The sequence below is a fragment of the Wandonia haliotis genome, from assembly GCF_039523435.1.
GTDB lineage: Bacteria > Bacteroidota > Bacteroidia > Flavobacteriales_D > Crocinitomicaceae > Wandonia > Wandonia haliotis.
Genome location: NZ_BAAAFH010000022.1, coordinates 636,582 through 658,909, shown reverse-complemented (window position 1 = coordinate 658,909; position 22,328 = coordinate 636,582). Strand labels below are relative to the sequence as shown.

The 22,328-nt window shown below is 39.4% G+C and carries 21 protein-coding genes, 1 tRNA gene and 1 riboswitch; of the genes, 12 read left to right on the top strand and 10 right to left on the bottom strand.

The genetic code is table 11. The features are described 5' to 3' along the window. Positions 1-40: 40 nt before the first annotated feature. A complete protein-coding gene (locus ABDZ97_RS15690) occupies positions 41-412 on the bottom strand; it encodes a DUF3127 domain-containing protein (RefSeq protein WP_343789941.1) in 372 nt (123 codons plus the stop codon). A gap of 22 nt (positions 413-434) precedes the next feature. Then, entirely contained in the window at positions 435-1,328 is an 894-nt protein-coding gene (locus tag ABDZ97_RS15685; protein ID WP_343789938.1) for a flavin reductase family protein, read from the bottom strand. Between the two features lie 269 nt (positions 1,329-1,597). Between ABDZ97_RS15685 and ABDZ97_RS15680 the strand changes: the two genes are divergently transcribed. From ABDZ97_RS15680 to clpX, 4 genes are all read left to right on the top strand, one after another. Further along, positions 1,598-1,679: transfer RNA gene (locus ABDZ97_RS15680), tRNA-Leu, on the top strand. Positions 1,680-1,745: 66 nt separating this feature from the next. After that, positions 1,746-3,101: a trigger factor gene (tig, locus tag ABDZ97_RS15675; RefSeq protein WP_343789933.1), complete on the top strand. Its 1,356-nt coding sequence runs from the start codon at positions 1,746-1,748 to the stop codon at positions 3,099-3,101. A gap of 152 nt (positions 3,102-3,253) precedes the next feature. Then, a complete protein-coding gene (clpP, locus tag ABDZ97_RS15670; RefSeq protein ID WP_343789930.1) occupies positions 3,254-3,922 on the top strand; it encodes an ATP-dependent Clp endopeptidase proteolytic subunit ClpP in 669 nt (222 codons plus the stop codon). 75 nt (positions 3,923-3,997) lie between these two features. Further along, a complete protein-coding gene (gene clpX / locus ABDZ97_RS15665; protein WP_343789927.1) occupies positions 3,998-5,224 on the top strand; it encodes an ATP-dependent Clp protease ATP-binding subunit ClpX in 1,227 nt (408 codons plus the stop codon). A 77-nt stretch (positions 5,225-5,301) separates the two neighbouring features. On the opposite strand, the gene ABDZ97_RS15660 is transcribed toward clpX, so the two are convergent. From ABDZ97_RS15660 to ABDZ97_RS15645, 4 genes are all read right to left on the bottom strand, one after another. After that, positions 5,302-5,526, bottom strand: coding sequence for a hypothetical protein (locus ABDZ97_RS15660; RefSeq protein ID WP_343789924.1), 225 nt, complete (start codon positions 5,524-5,526; stop codon positions 5,302-5,304). A gap of 11 nt (positions 5,527-5,537) precedes the next feature. Continuing rightward, the gene (locus ABDZ97_RS15655; RefSeq protein WP_343789921.1) at positions 5,538-5,768 is read right to left on the bottom strand and encodes a hypothetical protein; all 231 of its coding nucleotides are present in this window, start codon (positions 5,766-5,768) and stop codon (positions 5,538-5,540) included. Between the two features lie 226 nt (positions 5,769-5,994). Then, positions 5,995-6,189, bottom strand: coding sequence for a hypothetical protein (locus tag ABDZ97_RS15650; protein ID WP_343789918.1), 195 nt, complete (start codon positions 6,187-6,189; stop codon positions 5,995-5,997). Between the two features lie 154 nt (positions 6,190-6,343). Then, positions 6,344-7,234: a 3-hydroxybutyryl-CoA dehydrogenase gene (locus tag ABDZ97_RS15645; RefSeq protein WP_343789914.1), complete on the bottom strand. Its 891-nt coding sequence runs from the start codon at positions 7,232-7,234 to the stop codon at positions 6,344-6,346. 178 nt (positions 7,235-7,412) lie between these two features. On the opposite strand from ABDZ97_RS15645, the gene ABDZ97_RS15640 reads away from it, so the two are divergent. Genes ABDZ97_RS15640 through ABDZ97_RS15630 form a run of 3 tightly spaced genes read left to right on the top strand, consistent with a single transcriptional unit; the run spans position 7,413 to position 10,027 of the window. Beyond that, positions 7,413-7,856, top strand: a complete 444-nt coding sequence (locus ABDZ97_RS15640) for a DUF2147 domain-containing protein (protein WP_343789911.1) — start codon at positions 7,413-7,415, stop codon at positions 7,854-7,856. After that, positions 7,849-9,573, top strand: coding sequence for a hypothetical protein (locus ABDZ97_RS15635; protein ID WP_343789908.1), 1,725 nt, complete (start codon positions 7,849-7,851; stop codon positions 9,571-9,573). The genes ABDZ97_RS15640 and ABDZ97_RS15635 overlap by 8 nt, the downstream gene beginning before the upstream one ends. A gap of 34 nt (positions 9,574-9,607) precedes the next feature. After that, positions 9,608-10,027: a TerB family tellurite resistance protein gene (locus ABDZ97_RS15630; RefSeq protein WP_343789905.1), complete on the top strand. Its 420-nt coding sequence runs from the start codon at positions 9,608-9,610 to the stop codon at positions 10,025-10,027. A gap of 62 nt (positions 10,028-10,089) precedes the next feature. On the opposite strand, the gene ABDZ97_RS15625 is transcribed toward ABDZ97_RS15630, so the two are convergent. Continuing rightward, positions 10,090-12,768: a hypothetical protein gene (locus ABDZ97_RS15625; RefSeq protein WP_343789902.1), complete on the bottom strand. Its 2,679-nt coding sequence runs from the start codon at positions 12,766-12,768 to the stop codon at positions 10,090-10,092. 186 nt (positions 12,769-12,954) lie between these two features. Beyond that, positions 12,955-13,144: riboswitch (cobalamin riboswitch) on the top strand. 168 nt (positions 13,145-13,312) lie between these two features. On the opposite strand from ABDZ97_RS15625, the gene ABDZ97_RS17700 reads away from it, so the two are divergent. The 5 genes from ABDZ97_RS17700 to pafA all read left to right on the top strand — a co-directional run bounded on the left by ABDZ97_RS17700 (position 13,313) and on the right by pafA (position 18,261). Then, the gene (locus ABDZ97_RS17700) at positions 13,313-13,516 is read left to right on the top strand and encodes a cysteine-rich CWC family protein (protein WP_425542669.1); all 204 of its coding nucleotides are present in this window, start codon (positions 13,313-13,315) and stop codon (positions 13,514-13,516) included. Next, positions 13,513-13,896, top strand: coding sequence for an acyl-CoA thioesterase (locus tag ABDZ97_RS15620; protein ID WP_343789899.1), 384 nt, complete (start codon positions 13,513-13,515; stop codon positions 13,894-13,896). Before ABDZ97_RS17700 ends, ABDZ97_RS15620 begins: the two co-directional genes overlap by 4 nt. A 64-nt stretch (positions 13,897-13,960) precedes the next feature. Beyond that, entirely contained in the window at positions 13,961-14,944 is a 984-nt protein-coding gene (locus ABDZ97_RS15615) for a chorismate-binding protein (RefSeq protein ID WP_343789896.1), read from the top strand. Continuing rightward, entirely contained in the window at positions 14,934-16,622 is a 1,689-nt protein-coding gene (gene menD, locus ABDZ97_RS15610) for a 2-succinyl-5-enolpyruvyl-6-hydroxy-3-cyclohexene-1-carboxylic-acid synthase (protein WP_343789893.1), read from the top strand. Before ABDZ97_RS15615 ends, menD begins: the two co-directional genes overlap by 11 nt. Further along, the gene (gene pafA, locus ABDZ97_RS15605; RefSeq protein WP_343789890.1) at positions 16,615-18,261 is read left to right on the top strand and encodes an alkaline phosphatase PafA; all 1,647 of its coding nucleotides are present in this window, start codon (positions 16,615-16,617) and stop codon (positions 18,259-18,261) included. Before menD ends, pafA begins: the two co-directional genes overlap by 8 nt. 80 nt (positions 18,262-18,341) lie before the next feature. Here the strand turns inward: pafA and ABDZ97_RS15600 are convergent, their stop codons facing one another. From ABDZ97_RS15600 to ABDZ97_RS15590, 3 genes are all read right to left on the bottom strand, one after another. Then, positions 18,342-19,004, bottom strand: coding sequence for an aspartate kinase (locus ABDZ97_RS15600; protein WP_343789887.1), 663 nt, complete (start codon positions 19,002-19,004; stop codon positions 18,342-18,344). Between the two features lie 133 nt (positions 19,005-19,137). Next, complete coding sequence (gene lolA1, locus ABDZ97_RS15595) at positions 19,138-19,755, bottom strand: outer membrane lipoprotein periplasmic chaperone LolA1 (RefSeq protein WP_343789884.1); 618 nt, start codon at positions 19,753-19,755, stop codon at positions 19,138-19,140. Positions 19,756-19,800: 45 nt separating this feature from the next. After that, the gene (locus ABDZ97_RS15590; protein ID WP_343789881.1) at positions 19,801-22,317 is read right to left on the bottom strand and encodes an FtsK/SpoIIIE family DNA translocase; all 2,517 of its coding nucleotides are present in this window, start codon (positions 22,315-22,317) and stop codon (positions 19,801-19,803) included. Between the last annotated feature and the right edge of the window lie 11 nt (positions 22,318-22,328).

Here is a 22,328-nt window from a genome sequence, read left to right as displayed (position 1 = left end):
TCGAAATAACCAGGTGTTGAAGATAAATAAATTCCTGTAACTAGAATGGAAGGTCGTCGTCTCCTTCTTCTACAAACGTCTCAGCACTATCCGAAGAAGCTGGAGACATATCTTGTGGAGTTGGCATTCCTCCGCTTTGTTTTTCAATTTTCCATACATCAAGAGAGTTGAAATAGCGCACCTCACCGGAAGGGCTGGTCCACTCTCTTCCGCGGATAAAGAAAGAAACGGAAACCATCTCATTGAGCTGCATGTCATTAAGCAAATCGGTTTTGTCTTGTGTTAATTGAAACAAAACATCCTGAGGGTATTGTCCGGAATTGTCCGTAACAACAAATTCTCTTTTTCTGAATTTTTCTGAAATAACCTGCGTGTCATTAATGACTTTGATGTTTCCTACTAATGTATACATATAACTTTTCGTGTTTTACGGGTTAATTATTGAAAGACAAAAGCGTTTTCCAGGCTTCTGCTACTTTATTCTCTTTTAATAAGGATTGTGCTAATTTATGCAATTCTTTCTCGAGTTCAATAGGATTGTCTTCTAATTTTACGAACAAATCGCTTAATTCAATGAGTTTATACTCGTTTACATCTGTCTCATTCGGGAGTTCTTCCACATTTGCCAGAATGCCAAGATCGTTTCCTGTGAGTATAGCGCTGTTGCGGATGTCATCCGGAAGATTATCAAATCCTATCCCTATGGTTGTGAGGGGTTTTTGAACTTCAAACATCGAGTTTTTATCTGCTCTGCAGTACCAGTTTCCTCCCATTCGTGAAACCAGATCGATCTTTAATTGATCAATTTTCCCATTCTCATCCAAAACTTTCTCATTGATATGTATGCGTGTTACTTCACAAATTACAAGGTTCCCGGCTCCCCCACCTTCACCAAGTTCTTTCACCTCTGTTACTTTACACTCAAACTGAACAGGGGACTCTGCTACACGCATTGGCTGAACCGTTTCGGAAGGAAGCGGAGTGAATCCGGACTTTACAAACTCATCAATCTCGGGAGAATAAGGAGAGCTTGCCAGACTCATTTGGTGTACCATATCATAACTGACAATATTGATCACGCATTCCGGAATACGTTTAACATTGTTATACGTGTCTTTTGTTTCATTTGTTCTTCCACTACGTGCCGGAGAAAATATAAGTACCGGGGGATTTGCACTGAAAACATTGAAGAAGCTAAAAGGAGCCAGATTATTATGACCATTTTCGTCAATCGTGCTGGCAAAAGCTATCGGACGAGGTCCGATGGCTCCTAATAAGTAGCCATGGAGTTGAGGTACAGGGAGTGATTTTGGATCAATTGATAACATTCTATCTGTTTTTCCGACAAAGGTAACAATGAAACCTTGCTTATGAAAATCTTGTCAGATACATTTTTTATTCATAGGTGGATAAAATAAGTGATTTCCTGTTGATAAATAGCGTTTTAGATTGAGTGTCCGGGTTGAGGCACTTATGCATGCCGGAGTCGCTTCATCGGACGAATAAAAAAAGAGTAAAAAAAAATGAAAAAATTGTTTGGAGATTCAAAAAAACGTTATCTTTGCAGTCCCAAACGGGTTAAAGGTCTTTGTTTATTGCGGGTGTGGTGAAATTGGTAGACACGCTAGACTTAGGATCTAGTGCTTCACGGCGTGGGGGTTCGAGTCCCTCCACCCGCACGATTTAATGGTATAAGATCGGTTCGCCTCTTATACCATTTTTTATTTAACCATATTTGTGTTGAAATGAATGTAATTCGTGAAAACGTTGATGCGCTAAACGCAGTTTTGAAAGTGCAGATTGCTCCTGAAGATTATCTGGGGAAAGTAGAGAAAGCACTTGAAGATTATAGAAAACGCGCTAATATTCCGGGATTCCGTAAAGGAAAAGTTCCTATGGGGCTTGTGAAAAAGCAATACGGTAAAGGGGTGTTAGCTGAAGAATTGAATAAAACGGTAAACGAAGCTCTTTACAATTACCTGAATGCTGAAAAGGTAGAGATATTGGGGAATCCGATTCCAAAGTATGATGCTGAAGTAAAAGGTGATTGGGATAATCCTTCGGATTTTGAGTTTCAATACGAAATCGGACTTACACCTGAGTTTGAAATTAAGCTTTCAGGACGTAACAAGTTTGACTACGTTAAAGTAAAGACAGATGACAAATTAGTAGATCAGCAGATTGATGATTTGCGTCGTCGTTACGGTAAATTGATCGCCGGAGAAGAAGTGACAGGTACGGAATTAGTGCTGGGTCAGTTTGTTGAGTTGGACGAAAACGGAGAGATCAAAGAAGGTGGTGTAATGAATTCTTCTACAGTAAGTATTGAATTTGTAGAAGATAAAGCTACTTTGAAAGAGCTGAAAGGTAAAAAAGTAGGAGATAAATTAGTTGTTGATCCTGCTAAGTTGGCAAAAGGTGAAGCTGATCTTGCTGCTATGTTGGGAGTAACGAAGGAAGACCTTCCTAATCTAAACGATAAATTCCAGTTTACGATCAATGAGATTCGTAAAATGGAAATGGCAGAACTGAATCAGGAGTTGTTTGACAAACTTTTTGGTGAGGGTGAAGTAAAGTCAGAAGCGGAAATGCGCGAGCGTATCTCTAATGATATGAACGGTATGTTTGATGGTGATAGCGACCGTTTGTTTACACGTAAAGTGTATGATCATCTGATAGAAAAGACAGAAATGGCTTTGCCTGATGAGTTTCTTAAGCGATGGATCAAGATGTCAAATCAGAAAGAAATTACTGATGAGCAGATTGAAGCAGAGTACGATGAGTACGCTAAAGGTCTGAGATGGCAGTTGATTCAGGGGAAATTATTTAAGGATAATGAAGTGAAAATTAACCCGGATGAAGCATTAGAGTTTACAAAATCATTACTTGTTTCTCAATATGCACAGTACGGTATTCCTGCTCCTGAAGATAATGAATTGACAGAGTCTGCCAGAAAGGTTTTAGCCAATCAGGAAGAAGCAAATCGTGTATACGATATGTTGGCTGAACGCAAACTAACAGAACTGTTCAAAGGAATTGTGAAATTGAACGAAAAAGAAGTTTCCTACGATGAGTTTGTTAAGCTGGCTCAGGGAAATTAAATAAAAGCTTAGCTTAGGTTTTAAGGGTCGTACTGTATTGTACGGCCTTTTTTATTGGTAGCAGACTCTGGTGAATAATTTGAATCTTCAGGTTGTCGGAGAAAGCTTCAGAATGTTTATCTTTAACCCAATTGAACTAAAACAGAAGAGATATGTTTGACCAGAATGAATTTAAAAAATACGCAACAAAGCACCAGGGAATCAGCAGTATGCACCTGGATAGTTATATTGAATCCTCGCTCACTCCTTATATCATTGAAGAGCGTCAACTGAATGTTGCTCAGATGGATGTGTTCTCGCGCCTGATGATGGATCGCATCATTTTTCTAGGTACGGGAATTAATGATCAGGTGGCAAATATCATTACAGCTCAGTTGTTGTTTTTGGAGTCTGTAGATGCTAAGAAAGATATTCAGATTTACCTGAATTCTCCGGGAGGTTCTGTTTACGCAGGCTTGGGGATTTATGACACGATGCAATACATTCAGTGTGATGTGGCAACGATTTGTACAGGAATTGCAGCTTCGATGGGGGCAGTATTATTGTGTGCAGGTGCAGATGGGAAACGTTCCGCTTTGAAGCACTCTCGCGTAATGATTCACCAGCCTTTAGGAGGAGCCCAGGGACAAGCTTCAGATATTGAAATTACTGCACGTGAGATTCTGAAGTTGAAGAAAGAATTATACGATATCATTGCTACTCACAGTAAGCAGGAGTACGATAAAGTATATGCTGATTCGGATCGGGATTACTGGATGACTGCGCAGGAAGCAAAAGACTATGGAATGGTAGATGAGGTTTTGCTTCGCAATTCAAAATAGACTATCTTTGCAGAAAATTAGAAAAAGGGTCAAACGTCGCTGACGTATGACCTTTTTTGTCAGGATTAAAACTATATGTCAAAAAAAGAAACCACATGTTCGTTCTGCGGACGATCAAGAAGTCAGGTGAATGTCTTGATTGCCGGGATTTCAGGACACATCTGTGATCACTGTATTACGCAGGCGCAAAGCATTATAAAAGATGAAACGGCTGCATACCCGCAACAGGATGATGCTCCTGTAAATGTCCTCAAGCCGAAAGAGATAAAAGCTTCGTTAGAGGATTATGTTATTGGTCAGGATGATGCAAAGAAAGTTTTATCCGTTGCAGTGTATAATCACTACAAGAGATTAGGGCAAAAACCTTCCAAAAATGAAGTGGAGATAGAAAAGTCCAATGTCATTTTGGTAGGGCGAACAGGAACAGGGAAAACATTACTGGCCAAAACAATTGCGCGAATGTTAAATGTTCCGTTTTGTATCGCTGACGCGACTGTTTTAACAGAGGCTGGTTACGTAGGTGAGGATGTGGAGAGTATTCTTTCGCGTTTGTTACAGGCTGCTGATTACAATCCAAAGGCTGCGGAAAAAGGAATCGTTTTTATTGATGAGATAGATAAGATTGCCAGAAAATCAGACAATCCTTCTATTACGAGAGATGTTTCGGGAGAAGGTGTTCAGCAGGCTCTGCTTAAATTATTGGAAGGTTCTGTTGTAAATGTACCACCACAAGGAGGAAGAAAACATCCTGAGCAGAAGATGATCCAGATTGATACAAAGAATATACTGTTTATCTGTGGTGGAGCTTTCGATGGAATAGAAAAAGTTATTGCGCGACGTGTAAATAGTCAGGCAATAGGTTTTAGTTCGGCAGATCGCGAGAAAATTGACGGAGAGAACTTATTGAAATACATCAATCCGACAGATTTGAAGTCATTCGGGTTAATCCCTGAATTAATCGGTCGTTTTCCGGTTTTGACTTACTTAAATCCGCTAGATGCGGCAAGTCTCAGAAAGATCCTTACAGAACCTAAAAATGCACTAGTTAAACAATATGTTCGTTTGTTCGAATTAGATGGCATTCGTTTGACATTCGAATCGGAAGCATTGGATTTCATTGTAGAGAAGGCTGTTGAATTTAAATTGGGAGCAAGAGGGTTGCGGTCAATTTGTGAAGCGATCCTGAATGATGCAATGTTTGAAGCACCTTCATCTGAGGAAATGAAAGAATTAAAGATTACGGCTCAGTATGCAGAGGAACAATTCTCTAAATCAAAGCTGGCAAAATTAAAGGTAGCATAGCCGGATCTTAGGATAAAATAAAAATCCCTGCTTATTGAAAGCGGGGATTTTTTTATTCATGGGGTATCAAAAGATAATTAATCTTTTTTCTCAATAGAACATGTTGCACTTGCTATAGCTTCCTTGGAATCTTTTTCTATTTCCTCACATCTGCTTTCAGCGTCTTTTTTAGTAGAATTTTCTATTACTTCAGCTTCACCTGAGAAGCCAAACGCACTACAGACACAAACATAATCTTTCTTACAGGATGAAAAACTGATAAGAGTAACAGCAGCAATAGCAAAAATTGATTTTAATTTCATATTTATAAATATTAGTTGATAGAGCATTTAACTTGATTCATTCCGGGGATTCCTTCTCCTTCTTTATGAATACTGGTTTCTAAATCTTCACATTTACTTTTTGCATCCTTTTCTGAAACATTAAGGTAGATTTCAGAACTGGAATAGCTATAGGCAGAGCATTCACAAGTGTAGTCTTTCTTGCAAGATACAAGTGTAAGCATTAGCGTTGCGGGTAGGAAGACAGACAGATTTCTTTTCATAGTTTACAATTATTCATTTAGTAACGACTAAAAGTAGGAAAGAAAATGAATCGAAGATGTTAACTATTAATATCTTAACAAGATGAAGGGAAATTGTAGTTTTATTAACTGTGGGGTCGTTTTAGGAAGGGTAGGTGCGATCTTTATTCCGTCAAACAAAAAAGTATGTGAAAAACAAAGGGAGCATTTAGAAAATGCTCCCCTTTTAAGAAAAATGAGTCTTCAATTATTTTGTAGACCAAGTTCCTCCAGCATTTTTACAAGTAGTCTCAGTAGCTTCAGCAGCATCTTTGTCTAAACCTGGGTAGTCTTGAGATAAAGAAACACCATCAGCTTCCCAAGTACAAACGTAATCTTTCTTACAAGATGCTAGAGAAAGCATCGCTACTGCTGCTGCAGCAAATACAAATTTAATTTTCATGATATAAAAAATTAGGGTTAAAAAATACACTTCTAAATACTTTATACCTCGTTAGGTTAAAGCAGGCAATGCAAAACTAGCAGTTTTATTGAAAAAACCAAATTTTTTCAATAAAATTCAAAAATCTTAACTGGTTCGTTTTGATTGCTCTAGATTATTTTTTGAAATTATCAGAAACAATCAGATCCTTTGTACCGTGTGTCCAGGAGTAGAAACCTTCACCTGATTTAACCCCTCTTTTACCAGCTGTCACCATATTTACTAAAAGTGGGCATGGAGCATATTTGGGGTTACCAAATCCTTCGTATAATACATTCATAATAGCAAGACAAACATCCAGCCCGATAAAATCGGCTAACTGAAGTGGTCCCATTGGATGTGCCATTCCAAGTTTCATTACTGTATCAATCTCTTCAACACCGGCAACGCCTTCATGTAAAGTAATAATTGCTTCATTAATCATAGGCATTAGAATGCGGTTTGCAACGAATCCGGGATAATCATTTACTTCTACAGGAACTTTACCAAGCTTTTTCGATGTCTCCATAATAAGATTGGTAACCTCATCAGATGTACTATATCCCCTGATAATCTCTACCAATTTCATAACGGGAACCGGATTCATAAAATGCATTCCGATTACTTTGTCCGGACGATTAGTAACTGCAGCAATTTGGGTAATCGAAATGGAACTTGTATTACTTGCTAGAATGACATCGTCCGAAGTAGCTTCCGAAAGATCGCGGAAAATCTTAAGTTTCAGATCAACATTTTCTGTAGCTGCTTCAACAACCAGTTGAACATCTTTTACGCCTTCTTTCATGTCAGTGAAAGTGGTAATGTTACCCAGAGTTGCTGATTTGTCGGCCTCCGAAATTTTTTCTTTGGCGATCATTCTGTCCAGATTCTTGGTTATCGTCGCGACACCTTTATCTAAAGCAGATTGTGAAATGTCAATTAATGCTACTTTATATCCTTTTTGCGCAAAGACATGTGCAATTCCGTTACCCATTGTCCCGGAACCGATTACTGCTACATTTTTCATGATGTATAATTAATTTTTATCAATTTTCGTATTGGGTAAAGTTAGTAATTGTTATCAAAGTTTAGTGAGAATGCTCACACAAATGCTAAGGGATACGGCACAGAGATAAATTTGAAAGACGCGTTTTTCTATTGAAGGATATATTGTGTTTTTTTGTAAATTGGGGCAAAAAAGGACTATGAAATCATTTATTGCAGCTGTATTAGTATGTTTTATTATGCCTGTATTTGCACAATCTGATATTGAGGGGTACTGGGTCACGATTGACGATGAAACCAATAAGCCAAAATCAATTGTTGAACTGAAGGTTGTTCAGGGAAAGGTAGAAGGAACAATTGTGAAACTCTATCCGCGTCCCGGAAGACCTGATGATCCGGTTTGTGAAGAATGTGAAGATCATAGAAAAGGGAAGAAAATTGTTGGGATGAAAATAGTCGAAGGTCTCTACAAGAAAGGAAGTGAGTACAAAGGTGGTGAAATTCTTGACCCAGCAAACGGGAAAATATACTCGTGTAAAATCTGGTTGTCAGATTCGAATAAGAATCAACTGAATGTTCGTGGTTATCTGGGACCTTTCTACAGAACACAAAAATGGATAAGGTTTACAGGGAAGAATGATTAAGTACTGTTCTCTCACCTTTTTATTTCTTTGTGTAGTATCAGGAACAGTCGGGCAGAATCTTCAACCTACAGATGATCAGATAAACCTGCAGAAATACTGGTATTACAGATGGCGCCTTCAGAATGATTTTGTTAAGGTCGGAGAAGGGGTTGGACATTCATTACCCATACAAAGTCGCAAAGGAATCTGGTGGGTGAATGATATCGAAGTGGTAGACGCGACCATTTATCTGGGGTTTTACATTGGTGTATTAGCGACCGAGTATAGACTTTTACTCAATAATCAACGGTATGAGGATGTTGAAAAAACGAAGACAGAACTCTATTATGCCATCAAGGCGTACGAGCGGTTGGATCGTTTTGGAGAAGAAATGTTTGGAAAGGAAGGGGTGATTAACGGATATATAGCGCGTGATGATATCCCGTGTGATTTTATAGATTCACTGGTCAATCCGGATAACTATCGGCACTTCAATCAGAATAAAACAATTGCTCCCGGAACAGGTAGCGTGTACAAGATACAGACGTCAGATTATTGTTTTGACGGAGAACCATTGAAAGATTTGGCGGATGTAAAAGCTACACCTGAGATGTCACAGGATCAGGTGTTGTGGCTGTTAATGGGCTATATGCTTGTAGAAAAATCTTTTGATCAGGGAATGGACTCGGTAGCGCTACAGGATGGTACCCGTGTAAAATATGACTTTCACTTTCAGGCAAGAAGGCATGCAACGAATATGATTAATTACTGTCGTTATAAGTATCCTGAGAAACCTGATAAAACAAAATGGAGGATTTTCAGACCGGATGGTGAAAAAGTGTTTCCCGGACAAAACGTTTTTGCATTCAAATATCCATTGAGTCACATAGGTGAAATGATGTATACAGAAAAGGCTGAAAATGCCCAACCTTTTAAAAAGAAACCGGGAAGATTCCAGTGGGGATTGACCAAAATATGGATTCCCTATAAAAATGTTAACGGGCAAATGATTACCATTTTAGCGGCTATGTCCGGGAAGTGGGGAAAAGATGTGGAGAAGACCGTAAAGAGAATTGAACGTACATGGGAAGAAAGTAATTGGGGGAATTTCTATCTTCCGTTGATGAATTATCTTCACGGAGTAGATATTGATGCCTATGAAATTGAAGATAAGGTGCATGCTGATTTAAATCAGGCACCGGTCTACGGTACGCATAACATGACAAATGGTATTGTTGAAGATTTCGCAAAAGAAAATGGAATTCCTGTATCTCCCGAAGGCTGGACATGTCATTTAAAGTACAGTAGCGCTGAAAAGTATCAGAATAGCGGTTATGCTGATGAAAACGTGTACAGAGGGTTCTATGCCGGTTTGGATTATATGTTAATGCACAATTTGTATTATCTGACAGCTAAACGAGAGTTACCAGAGTATCAGAATCTCACTGACAGAATAATTGATGCTACTGTCATTGAGAAGAAGGATGAGGGGAAAGTATTCAATTCGTTTCATACTATTGAGTTGAAGAACAGTGATTCATTATGCTATTTTCTTCATTTACGCACAGGGTATGAAATTAGGGGAGAAGGTGCCCGGATGAAAATGCGTGAGGGTATGATTGAAACCCGGTTCAGAAGGTTTGATCCCTGGAAACCTGGAAATATTCAGAGCAATAGTTACGATTGGCACGAAGAATTTAAGCTGAAAAAACATCACTGGGATGCTGATTATCATTAAAAGGTAGTTATATTTGCCGAAAATTTTTTTGAACATGTCAATTGCAGAAATTTTCGAATCGGGAGAGCGAAAACAAGATAAAGGTCACTTCAGAAACCTTGTATTATTAGCGAGAGCTGATGGAGGTGTAAGTGAGGAAGAGCAGGTGTTGCTTAACCGAATTGCACGACGTTTAAGTCTTACGCAGGCACAGGTTGAAGATATTTGTGAGAATCCTGAGCGTTATCCTGTTACACCACCTTCCGGAAAAGAAGAACGAATTGAGCGGTTTGTACAGTTGTGCGAAATGATTGCTCTGGATGGAGAGGTGACTTCAGGAGAGCAAAAAGTAATCCATCGGATAGCTATTGCACTGGGTTTTACGGAAGGTAACTACAATGAATTGTTTGAAAAGACAATTAAGATGTTCAAAGAGGGGAAAACCCGAACAATGATATTGGAAGAGCTTATATAATCGAAAAAGCTGAGTCTATAAGAAACTCCTGTTGCAGATGCGGCGGGAGTTTTTGTTTGGTATTATCGCTGTTTCATATAGCCGGGTTGGTCTTCCGGAATATCCAGTATCCAGGTGTAATAACCAATGAAGTGTGAGTTGAAGAACCCGTGCCTTTTGTAGAGGGTGTCGGGAATATAGACACGCTGGGTGTCATGAAGACCGTCAACCTTGGTTTGCGGAGCTACACCATCCAACATGCAGGGAGCTGACGATTTCCACCGTTCATGGTTACAACCGTATTGCCAGACTTTTTGCCATTCCTCCAAATATACTTTACCACTTTCTGCATTTTCAGGAGCAATGATGTAAAATTCGCCAAAGTTTATTTTACCCCTTAATTCTTCCAGCATTCCAAGTGTATAGGCAAATCCCATTGAATGCGCTACGATAAACAAGGTGTCATTAAATGATTTGTTTGGAACTTCATTAAGTAACTGTAGTAAATTCAAACCGGCTATTTTTCCATTTTCTTTTCGTTTGTTAAATCCTGATTTGTTTGCGTTGTCTGGAAGAAGAGTAGCTGTTTCTCGCTTGGTTGAGCCAAACCATCTTGATCCGCCAGCATCTGTATATTGACAAATGTGGTGTTCCGGGTTTGAGCAACGTTTTGGATATTTGTTTGCAAGAGATGTAAAGTTAAGCAGACTCCGGTGATTGGATGTGGCTACAGAAAAGTGACCATCTGCATAAAACGTTTCACTCGGATTGATGCGTTTTTGCATGACAAGATCAAATTCCTGCCAGGGACGCCAATAATCATACCGATCGAAGTTGTAGATAAGATTTCGTGAATCGGGAAATTCCAGACCGTTTTTACGAATGTCAGCAAAGTTCTCTTCGAATGTGCGACCTATGGAAGTGGGACGGTATCCATTGACAAAAACTAAAATTCGTTTGGCAGGGTCCTCGTCAGGGATAAGTCGGTCCGTGATATTAAAACCGGTATGATTGAATACTTTCTGGTGATCGTAGTAGCCATTTTCATCCATATAGTTGACAACAAAATAATGACTGGAGGCAGGTTCTTTATACTGAAACGTAACCACAATAAGAGAATCATTCTCTGATTTTAGTTTATACTTGTTCCATTTACCTGTGCTGTCTTTGTGTGCTTCAAAATAGAGTACTTTTTTACGACGTTTCATAAACCAGCTTTCTCCACGTTTTAGTAAGATCTCAGAAGACATTTCTTCCTCATTGGCACGTTTCAGATTCTTATTGTATAGGATATAACGATAGGCCTGTGGGTATTCTGTTCCTTTAAGTTCTTCAAGATACCCCGAAGTTACTTCATACTTATCAAGCTCTGCGTTGATAAAGAAAAAAACAAATACGATTAGTGTAAGTCCTACTAGCGAAACTCCTCTTTTTAGTAAAAGCTCCCAGATCCGTACTTTTCCTTCTTTCTTTTCAAATCGGGAGCGAAGTTGTCTATTACCGATCCAAACCAACAATAAAATACATACGCTGGCGATAATATGCCACCAGCAAACAAAATACTGACCAATCGAAAATAAAGGTTTGAAGAGAAGGTCCTGAATATCCAAATGATAGGATAAATAGTTTTTCTTGAAAGGTCTTTTTATTGCAGAAAGTAAGTTGCCTTCTTCTGTCCGGATATAACCATTTTCGTCTTCTTCCCAAAAATAATAAGCAACCCGACCGTTATTGGTGCGAACATCTTCATCCGCATCAAAAAAAGAATAACTTCCTGTTCCGTGTCGAAGCTGATCCCATTGAAAATGGGTTAGATGGATCCTTCCAAGTGTGTCCATCAGATTGTTTGTAGATCCGGCAGTGGGACCCTGATCGGCCCAGCTTTCTTGTAGAAACCCAATGCCTCTTCCCAGACTTTTTGCCAGTTGTAGATAAAAAACAGAGTCTGCTTCATCTTTTAAAAAGCCCATCGCCTTATTTCGGGGCATGAAGCTTTTTATGTGGGGATCAACAAATCCTGAAATAACGAAAATATAGTTTGCCTTTTTTTCGGCTGTGGGGTTTAGATCAAACCAGGTATCACGCAAACTACGCATTTGATGTGTATAATGATCAAATCCCTGAGGAGGATTGTCAAAAAGAATCGTGGAATCAAAGTCAGAATGAATGAAACAAGGACCAATCTCAACTTCAAAACTGAGGTTGGCGGGCTTAAAAACCGTATTTAGATAAATCTGGACACTATCTTTTGAGAAGGTTCTCGGTACAAGAGGGATTAGGATCAGCTTTTCCGTTTCTTTCGGGTAGACATTGACCCGTAACCGACCAATAATGGTGCTGTCATAATACGCTTTCAGTACATAACTTTCTTCCTGTTCGGGAAGTTGTACGGTAATTGTACTGTCATTTCTGAATACATATTTTAGCCCTGTCTTGAGTGTGTCATTTATTCTGAAGGATAATTTCCCGGGGTTAAAATCGACAGGATTAACAAGAATAGCATCTACCAGATCTTTTGCTCGGAAGCCTACAGATTTATAGGGAATGTAATAGTTGCCGGAAAGGGGTAAATTCCAGAGATCATATTTGTCTTCCCATTCCGGGTAACGAAAAGAGTCAAAACCGTAAGACTGTTTAGGGTTACTTCTGAATTCAATAAAAGGAAGTTGCCCGGCTTCTCTATAGGTGGAAATGATTTGATTCTGACCTGTTACTGAAAGCATCAGTCCGAAGAAAACGAGAAGAATCAAGCACTTTCGCATATTACCGTGTCGTAGTTTCCGAAAATAAAATCCTGCATTCGGGCTATTCATCAAAGATAGCCAATTTCATTCATCTATTCCGAATTAGTTTGTTTGCTTTCAGGAACAGGATAGCGATCTTTACTACCCCATACGAACAATTGGGATAAATATTCTACCTTTGACACGAGTTCTTTAAGTTGATTCTTACAATCAAACGGAAAAGGTTACATCGGATGATGTATGAAAAGGGAATCGTGTGTAAATCACGAACTGTCGCGCAACTGTAAGTAACGTAAAGGTTTTGGCTGAAATACCCACTGTCTGTCAATGAATGGATGGGAAGGGAGCCGGAATTGTTACAAGTCAGGAGACCTGCCTGTTCCGATAGGGTTTAACTTTCGCGATTTGAAGTTGAAAACCAGGTATGATACGTAGGTAAGGGTGTTACTGTTTGGGTAAACACTTCTACTGTTGTTGTGCCCTATCTTCAATACAAATCCGAGATAAAAGTTCTACAAGAGTAGGTACATCATGTGCTTCTTAATACAAAAGAGGGAAACCAATGCGGCAAAACGGGAATAAGAAATGTTCGCAATGCGGAATAGAGTTTTATTGCAATGCAAATCAAATCGATCAATGCCATTGTAGTACAGTGATACTAACGACAGAGCAGCAGGAGTTGCTAAAGCAATGTTATGACGATTGTCTTTGCAATAGCTGTTTGATGAAGATTGAAAAAAATACTGATAATAAAAGTAAGTTATGACAAAAGATGAAAAAATTAGCAGGTCGGAAACACGTATTTTTAAAGCTGTTTTTCCAAACACAACGAACCACTATGATACACTATTCGGGGGAACCGCCATGCAATTAATGGATGAGGTTGCTTTTATTACAGCAACTCGTTTTAGCAGACAGCGTATGGTAACGGTAAGTAGTGACCGTATTGATTTCAAAAAACCGATCCCGGCAGGAACCATTATAGAGTTAGTGGGGAGAATTACATATTTGGGAAATACAAGTCTTAAAGTGCGGGTAGATATCTATATCGAACAGATGTATTCGGATGAGAGAGAGAAGGCGGTTAGTGGCGAATTTACTTTTGTAGCCATTGATGAAAATAAGCAACCGGTGAAGATCGAATGATCAAACGTATTTGTTACGGGAACTGCAACAAACTCTCGTATTCTTTGTTAATTTTGTGTGTGACATGGACGAGTATCTTATATATCGCTTTCCCGGAGAATCTGTACAGTATTTTTTAGGACGTTGGGAGAAAACCACACTTCAAAATGTGTTAGATCAAACCGGACGATTTGTTGTCTCTACAGATGATGGTAAGGAGGTTTTTGCTTTCGTTTCTGAGGTAAAGATTGAGCGAGAAGGTTTCCATCCTCAATTGAAAAATAAAAGCGATCAGATTGCTGTTTCACAGGAAGATTATAGTATTGCTTTAGCGGAAGTTTTGAAGGAGATGGAGGGGGACATTCAGAAAACAGTATTTTCCAGAATTGACCGACGTCATTGGGATGCAACCGGAATTCTGGAAGTTTTCGACGCGTTGGAAGAAGCGTACCCGAACACATTAGTTTATATTCTTGTTTCCGGGCAATGGGGAACGTGGTTGGGAGCAACTCCTGAAACTCTATTGGCTAGTTCAGTAGATCATTTTAATTCTATGGCACTTGCAGGTACATTGCCTGCAAATACGACGGAAGACTGGACGGAAAAGGAAAGAGAAGAGCAGGCGTACGTGGAGAAATATATCCTGGAAGCGATACAGGAAGAGGGAAGTTTATTGCAACAGTCAGAAGTAGAAGAACGATTTGCAGGACCGGTTAAACACTTGTGTACTCGCTTTCAATTCGTGCTAAAGGATGGTCGTCTGGAACCATTTATCCGTCGACTTCATCCTACCCCGGCAGTATGTGGTATTCCACTAGAAGAAGCTCGTGCTTTGTACAGGAAATATGAAAAACATCAACGAAAACTATATACCGGATTTATAGGAAGAGTAGGAAGAGAGAAGTTTAATCTTTTCGTAAACTTACGTTGTATGGAGTGTTATATCGATTCAGTAGATTTGTATGTAGGCGGTGGGATCACAAAAGATTCTGTTCCGGGCAAGGAATGGGAAGAAACCGTTCGGAAAGCAAATACGCTGGGACAATTTTTAAGTAAACATGAAAGATAGTACCGTAAAAACGGGAGTTCAGATTCTGGTTCACTCACTATTGAGGCACGGTGTAACAGATATTGTTTTTTCTCCGGGTTCAAGAAATGCTCCATTAGTGGTAGGTATAGTTGGTTCTGGAAAGTTTAAAACGATTTCATTACCGGATGAGCGAAGCGCTGCCTTCTTTGCATTGGGAATTGCTCAACAGACCGGAAGGCCGGTACCTGTTATATGTACGAGCGGAAGTGCTTTACTGAATTATGCTCCCGCTGTGGCTGAGGCATTTTATCAACGAATTCCTTTTTTGGTGATTTCTGCTGACAGACCCCTGGAGTGGATCGATCAGGGAGACGGGCAAACTATCCGTCAGGCAGGAGTGTATTCCAATTTTATTGACTATCAGGTGAGTTTGCCTGTGGAACCTGCTACGGAAACTCAGGAGTGGTTGTATCACAGAGAAGTAGAAACAGCTGTTAATCTTTCTGTGAAGGGTCCTGTTCATATTAATATACCGTTTGAAGAGCCTTTGTACGCGCAAAAAGTTGAAACTATCCGGGAAAGAGAATCCATTCATTTTCCAGAGGTGAAAAAATACTTGAGTGATGCCGTAATATCGTCGTTACGGGAACAGTGGAAGCAAGCAAAACGGAAAATGATTATTGTCGGACAGCAGGATCGTGATCCGCGATTTATAACCTTACTGGATGCTCTGTTAAACGATGATGATACGGCTGTGTTGGTTGAAAACACGTCCAATATTGTTCATCAAAGAGCTGTCCATTGCATAGACAGGACACTTGCTATTATTGAAGCAGAAAAAGAAGAATATCTTCCTGACCTGTTAATTACTTTTGGAGGTGCTGTCGTTTCAAAAAAAATTAAAGCTTTTCTGCGATCAGCAAATCTAAAACACTGGCGAATAGGAGAGGATATGCCATTTATGGATACCTACAAACACCTGACACAGTCAATTCCCGTTTCACCTGTGGACTTTCTGGAACAATTTACAGCCGGATTGGAAGTGAAGGTTACATCAGGGTTTGGAAATAAGTGGAAAATGGCAGATTATAAAGCAATAGACCTACATAATGCGTGTCTGAGTGAGTTATCATTCTGTGATTTAAAAGTAATGGAGATTGTTCATGATTCTATTCCCGAAAAAAGCGTATTACATTTGGGGAATAGTTCAGTCGTGCGTTATGCACAATTGTTTGATCCGCTACGATTTGTTACCTATAGAAGTAATAGAGGAACCAGTGGAATTGATGGCTGTGTCAGTACAGCGGCAGGAGCTGCCTATGCAGATACAAAATCAGCTCACACACTTGTAGTAGGTGACATTTCATTTTTCTACGATTCAAATGCACTATGGAATCAGTTCTTAACGACAAATCTTCGCATAATTGTTATTCACAATGGAGGAGGAGGTATATTTAGAATTATTCCCGGTCCGGATACAACTGCACAATTAGATGACTACTTCGTTACACAGCATGCATACTCTGCTGAATATATTTGTAAAGCATTTGATATAACCTATTTATCAGCTTCTTCAGAAGAAGAACTGGAATTAAATATTGCAGAACTATACAGACCGGTTGAAAATAACCGCCCTGTACTACTGGAAGTTTTTACTCCCGGAACAGTAAATGATAAGTACCTCAAAGAATATTTTAAAACACTTGGAAATGGTTAAAACGGGTTGGTTAGTATTAATTTGTATTCTGTCATCACTGGCGGGATGGGGACAGAAGAAAGCTCCTAAATTGATTGTAGGAGTAGTTGTCGATCAAATGAGAGCGGATTACCTGTATCGGTTTGCTCATCATTATGGGGAGGACGGATTTGTTCGTTTGATGAAAGAAGGAGTAAATTACCAGAATTGCCATTACAATTACGTTCCAACCTTTACGGGACCGGGGCACGCTTCTATTTATACCGGGACAACTCCCGCAAATCATGGGATTGTAGCAAACACCTGGTTTAGTAAGGCTGAACAGAAAAGAGTGAATTGTGTGGAGGATGTAACAAGTTTGCCGGTAGGATCATCAGAAAAAACGGAAGGGAATTTCTCTCCTGCCCGCCTCAAAGCAAATACGATCACCGATCAGATTAAGTTGACCGATAGTCGTGCTAAAATTCTTTCCGTATCAATAAAAAATCGTGGTGCGATTCTGCCCGGGGGACATCATCCTGACGGAGCATATTGGTATGATTATTCCAATGGTGGTTTTATGACAGGAACTTATTACAGAGCAAAACTTCCGGAGTGGGTAGCCACGTTTAATAAAGAAAATGCAGCTCAAACATATTTCCCAGAGAGCTGGGAAACGGTAAAACCGATCTCAACTTATTTGGAAAGCAGAGAAGATGATTATGCTTTTGAACGCGCTGTGACAGGAGATAAACCTGTGTTTCCATACGATTTAAAAAAAGCGGTTAAGAAAGGCGAAAGCTTAACCAGGATATTTGTACAAACACCGTTTGCTAACACTTTCCTGACGGATTTTGCAAAAAAAGGAATAGTTAGCGAGGAATTGGGAAAAGATGAAGTAACCGACTTTTTAGCGGTTAGTTACTCTTCTCCGGATATAATAGGCCATTCATACGGTCCGTATTCAAAAGAAATGCAGGATGTTATGATTCGTCTGGACAGGGATATCGCAGACTTACTGCGTTTTCTGGATGAGTCGGTTGGCAAAGGAGAGTATCTGTTATTTCTGACAGCAGATCATGCGGTAGAACCTATTCCTCAATACCTGATTGATCACAAAATGGCTGCCGGATATTTCTTTTACAAACCATTTATTGAACAGATTAAAAAGAAAGCAGAAGAAAAGTTTGGGAAAGATATTGTCTCAGATGTATATAATTATTCCATATACCTAAATGATAGTCTTATTCGGGCTAATGGTTTTGATAAACAGGAGGTGGTTACATTTGTTCGGGACGAAGTAGCTGCTTATGAACATGTTAAACAGGCATACACTTCTTCTGAATTGATGAATAATAATTTTGTACATGACTGGTCCGTTCGCATTGCAAAAGGATTCCACCCGGCTGAAGCAGGGGATGTTCTTTTTACTTTGGAACCGGGATACCTGGGGGTAAAGGAAGATTCCTTTGCGAGTAAACAGGGAACAAGTCACGGTTCTGCATTTAATTATGATACGCAGGTTCCTTTGATTTTCTTCGGAAAAGGAATTTCTTCAACCAATGTGTACAGAGAAGTTGAAATCACTGATATTACACCTACTTTGGCTATTTTGTTGGGGCTGACAAAGCCCGGAGGAACAACAGGAAAGATTCTTACAGAATTGCTGGAGAATAAATAAAACGAAGAGGAAATAAAAAAACAGCCTTCATGATAACTAAAAAATGTTACGTGAAGGCTGTTTCTTTTTGAGGTAGACTCTTAAATACCTTTTTTCAGGCGCATCAGAACCGAGAAAGTCAAATCAATATCGTTGGTGTCAACAATAATTGAAAACTCGTTTGCGGTAGATACGATCTCTACAATATTAATCCCTTCCCATGCGAGGTGTTTCAGAATGTAATAATAAACACCTGATATATCCTTATTGGTTGTAGGAAGTTTTATGGTGACAGAAGCCAAATTTGCAATGTGAGCCCGCAGACTTTCTCCGGCGAAAATTTCCTTAAATAAGGGAGCGGCAACACTACTTGTTATATAGGTAGTTTCTGTAACACCATGGCATACGGTGAAAAATGTGTCTTGTTTTTCAGATAGTTTGCGCATAAGCTCTATCTGTTTATTTTTCAGATTATCTGAATTCTGGTACGTGTAATCTTCCAGATCACTACGAACCAGGAAGTCACCCAATTCGCCCATCATGTGGCGAATTTTCATGTTGATTTTGTGATATGAACCGGGAGACATTCGTTTAATTGCCATAACAATGGCACCTTCTTTTACTTCCTTTTTCATCAACTCCTCTATTTCGGGCTTTAGCTTCCTGGCTAATGCAGAAATATTAATGAGTTCTTCAGTGATGGCTTCTCGCAAAAAAGGTGAACGATTAATAATGTCTTCTGTTATTTTCCCGATGGTTAACATATCATGAAAATTGTGTTGAATTTGTCGCTAATTTAGAGATTAATTCGAATCACTTGTTAAAAAAACACGTCTAAAACCTTTGGAAACCAAAAAAGAGGGGCTGCCCCCTCTTTTCACAAATTAGTATAGTTTTTTAATTATCTACTTCCTGATAACCCGGGTAGTTGCGTTTGTCAAAAACAAACTTTGAAGCCGGAATATCAATATTTCCGTCAAATTTTACCATTTCATAAGTCATTGCAGTTCCGTCTTTCATTTTAACCTGAACGGATTTCAGATCATTTGAAGTAGAGACCTTCAGGATAATCGTGTGATATTCACTTTTCCCCGGATCTTTCGGGTACAAATTAATAACGTGATTACTTCCTTCCTGCTTAACGTATTTACTGGAGAAACCATTTTCCCAAATACTCATTAACTTTTTAGGGTTTAATGATTCTTCATCTTCATCTCCGGCAGAAGAAATATAAACAGCTTTATCTTCTTTGGAAACAACCCACAATTTAATTCCGTTTGAAATGATCGTGTTTTCTCCGTAAACGGTATGGAATTTATCACCCTGTACCCATCCTTTTCCGGTAGTGTTTTCATTGATCCCGGTATCCGTGTTCTTTATGGTTGCTTTAAAATCTACATAAAAGGATTTGTAAGATTTGATCTTTTTACTCAAATCATTCAGGATGGATTGTGATTTATCCTGAGCAAAGAATGGCGTTGTGGCCAATAAAAAAAATACTACTAAAAATCTCATGATGTTCATTATTTTAATGCTAGTTACGCATAAACCATGCCAAAATTACAAAAGTCCTTTCGATTTTAGCAACTCTTCCAGTTGTATTTCATCCTGAACCAGTACTTCCCGTGCTTTAGAACCTTTGAAAGGCCCTATTATTCCATGGGCTTCAAGTTGATCTACAATTCTTCCTGCACGGTTATAACCTAATTTGAGTTTACGTTGTAATAAACTGGCAGATCCTTGTTGGTGGGTTACTATAACGCGGGCTCCTTCAACAAACATCGAATCCAGATCATCCATGTCCACATCTGCGGAATCTCCTCCTTCGCCAACATACTCAGGTAGTTCGTAAGCACTTGGATAGGCACGTTGGTTTCCGATGAAATCACAAACCTCATCCACTTCCGGTGTGTCTACAAAACCACACTGAAGACGGGTAAGGTCATTTCCAGTCGAGATAAGCATGTCTCCCCGTCCGATCAATTGATCAGCTCCGGAGCCATCAAGAATGGTCCGCGAGTCAATTTTAGAAAGAACACGGAAAGCAATCCTTGCTGGGAAGTTGGCTTTGATCATACCGGTGATAACATTCACCGAAGGACGTTGCGTTGCGACAATAAGGTGAATACCAATGGCTCGTGCAAGCTGAGCTAGTCGCGCAATAGGATGTTCAACTTCTTTCCCTGCTGTCATAATCAGATCGGCAAACTCATCAATAAGAACAACAATGTATGGCATATACCGGTGTCCTTTTTCGGGGTTCAGTTTCCGGTTGATGAACTTCTGATTGTATTCCTTGATATTACGTACATGCGCTTCTTTTAACAGTTCATAGCGATCGTCCATCTCAATACAAAGTGAATTTAGCGTAGCTACTACCTTACTGGTATCCGTAATAATTGCATCTTCCTCTCCCGGAAGTTTAGCCAGGAAATGTCGTTCTATTTTGTTGTATAGTGTTAATTCAACTTTTTTAGGATCGACAAGAACAAACTTTACCTGAGCGGGGTGTTTTTTGTAGAGTATGGAAATCATGATGGCATTCAACCCGACAGATTTACCCTGACCAGTAGCTCCTGCAACCAGAAGGTGAGGCATTTTTGTAAGATCGAAAACCATAGTTTCGTTGGTAATGGTTTTTCCCATCACAACAGGAAGCTCCATATCTGCATTCTGGAATTTCTCGGAAGAAATCAATGAGCGCATGGAAACCATCTCAGGTTTTGAATTAGGAACTTCAATTCCTATCGTTCCTTTTCCGGGAATAGGAGCAATAATACGTATTCCGAGAGCAGCAAGACTCAAAGCAATATCATCTTCCAGATTTTTAATCTTCGAAATACGTACTCCCGGAGCAGGGATAATTTCGTACAAAGTAACTGTAGGTCCTACAGTGGCCTTGATCTTGGAAATCTCAATATTGTAATTTCCGAGTGTTTCAACAATCCTGTTTTTATTGTTCTCAAGTTCTGATTTGTCAACGTTAATTTGCTTTCCTCCATAATCCTTCATCAGGTCAATTGGGGGGAGCTTATAGCTGGACAATTCGAGTGTCGGATCATACTCTCCGAACTCTTCCACTTTCCGGTTAATTTCTTTATCTGTTAGTTCTTCTTCCGTTTCTGCGATCTCAACCGAAAAATCTTCATCATCACTCAGGTCATTCTCTTTCTCTTTGTTGTTAGAAGTGGTGTCTGTTTGCTTTTCTGTTTCCCCGGTAGAAATGATTTCCAGAGTTTCAAAGGCTTCCTCTTCTTCCTCGGTCATTTCTTCTTCCTCTTCTTCAGTAAGATCAATAGTTGCTGAGGGTTTTTCTTCTGTAATATCTTCCTCCCGGATCGTGTTTACAGCCTCGTATTCGTTTGCATTAATATGTTCTTCCTCTGTTTTAGATGCAGTTTCTTCTGAAGCTTCTCCTTTTAGTCGAACCATAAAGGCCTGTATGTTGGGGTTGAAGAGAATGACGAATCCAATAAATCCGGTAATGGCAACAAATAAGAAGGCACCGAACCCTCCAAGGTTGAGTTTGAGCCATTCATTAATCTCGTAACCAAAAGTTCCTCCTAAATTGGAGATGTGAGCAGCAAAAAAACCAAGAAAAATACTGAACCATACAATGCTGATAGATGAAATGGCCAGCATTTTACTGATCTTCATAATATGAAGTCTGAGTAACAATTTTGACCCTATTACCAATGCCACAAAAGAGAAAAGCATGGAGGAGACACCAAACCAGCGATAAATGAAGAGGTGCGAAATCCATGCACCAAATTTCCCCAGCCAGTTTTCTACAGGATCCGCATTTTCTTCAAATAGAAACTCCCAGAGGCTCTTGCCAATTACACGGTCCTGGTCTGCCTGCCAGGTGAAAAAATAGGAGATACAGGCCAGAAGAAAATAAACAGAAAATAGTAAGAAAACAGCACCAAGAATGTTCCGTGTTTTATTCTTATTCAGTTTGCCTTTTAAGAAATTTCCGCCCTTAAACGAAGGAATAGAAAGTTTAGAGCTGCTTTTAGCTGCTTTTTTCTCTTGTCTTTCATCTTCCTTGGTTACAAGTTTGTTCTTTTTTGCCATTTACAGAAATT

Bases quoted from the DNA above. Each gene is read 5' to 3' on its own strand.
- ABDZ97_RS15690 (WP_343789941.1), bottom strand. From the start codon at position 412: ATGTATACATTAGTAGGAAACATCAAAGTCATTAATGACACGCAGGTT.
- ABDZ97_RS15685 (WP_343789938.1), bottom strand. From the start codon at position 1,328: ATGTTATCAATTGATCCAAAATCACTCCCTGTACCTCAACTCCATGGC.
- tig (WP_343789933.1), top strand. From the start codon at position 1,746: ATGAATGTAATTCGTGAAAACGTTGATGCGCTAAACGCAGTTTTGAAA.
- clpP (WP_343789930.1), top strand. From the start codon at position 3,254: ATGTTTGACCAGAATGAATTTAAAAAATACGCAACAAAGCACCAGGGA.
- clpX (WP_343789927.1), top strand. From the start codon at position 3,998: ATGTCAAAAAAAGAAACCACATGTTCGTTCTGCGGACGATCAAGAAGT.
- ABDZ97_RS15660 (WP_343789924.1), bottom strand. From the start codon at position 5,526: ATGAAATTAAAATCAATTTTTGCTATTGCTGCTGTTACTCTTATCAGT.
- ABDZ97_RS15655 (WP_343789921.1), bottom strand. From the start codon at position 5,768: ATGAAAAGAAATCTGTCTGTCTTCCTACCCGCAACGCTAATGCTTACA.
- ABDZ97_RS15650 (WP_343789918.1), bottom strand. From the start codon at position 6,189: ATGAAAATTAAATTTGTATTTGCTGCAGCAGCAGTAGCGATGCTTTCT.
- ABDZ97_RS15645 (WP_343789914.1), bottom strand. From the start codon at position 7,234: ATGAAAAATGTAGCAGTAATCGGTTCCGGGACAATGGGTAACGGAATT.
- ABDZ97_RS15640 (WP_343789911.1), top strand. From the start codon at position 7,413: ATGAAATCATTTATTGCAGCTGTATTAGTATGTTTTATTATGCCTGTA.
- ABDZ97_RS15635 (WP_343789908.1), top strand. From the start codon at position 7,849: ATGATTAAGTACTGTTCTCTCACCTTTTTATTTCTTTGTGTAGTATCA.
- ABDZ97_RS15630 (WP_343789905.1), top strand. From the start codon at position 9,608: ATGTCAATTGCAGAAATTTTCGAATCGGGAGAGCGAAAACAAGATAAA.
- ABDZ97_RS15625 (WP_343789902.1), bottom strand. From the start codon at position 12,768: ATGCGAAAGTGCTTGATTCTTCTCGTTTTCTTCGGACTGATGCTTTCA.
- ABDZ97_RS17700 (WP_425542669.1), top strand. From the start codon at position 13,313: ATGCGGCAAAACGGGAATAAGAAATGTTCGCAATGCGGAATAGAGTTT.
- ABDZ97_RS15620 (WP_343789899.1), top strand. From the start codon at position 13,513: ATGACAAAAGATGAAAAAATTAGCAGGTCGGAAACACGTATTTTTAAA.
- ABDZ97_RS15615 (WP_343789896.1), top strand. From the start codon at position 13,961: ATGGACGAGTATCTTATATATCGCTTTCCCGGAGAATCTGTACAGTAT.
- menD (WP_343789893.1), top strand. From the start codon at position 14,934: ATGAAAGATAGTACCGTAAAAACGGGAGTTCAGATTCTGGTTCACTCA.
- pafA (WP_343789890.1), top strand. From the start codon at position 16,615: ATGGTTAAAACGGGTTGGTTAGTATTAATTTGTATTCTGTCATCACTG.
- ABDZ97_RS15600 (WP_343789887.1), bottom strand. From the start codon at position 19,004: ATGTTAACCATCGGGAAAATAACAGAAGACATTATTAATCGTTCACCT.
- lolA1 (WP_343789884.1), bottom strand. From the start codon at position 19,755: ATGAGATTTTTAGTAGTATTTTTTTTATTGGCCACAACGCCATTCTTT.
- ABDZ97_RS15590 (WP_343789881.1), bottom strand. From the start codon at position 22,317: ATGGCAAAAAAGAACAAACTTGTAACCAAGGAAGATGAAAGACAAGAG.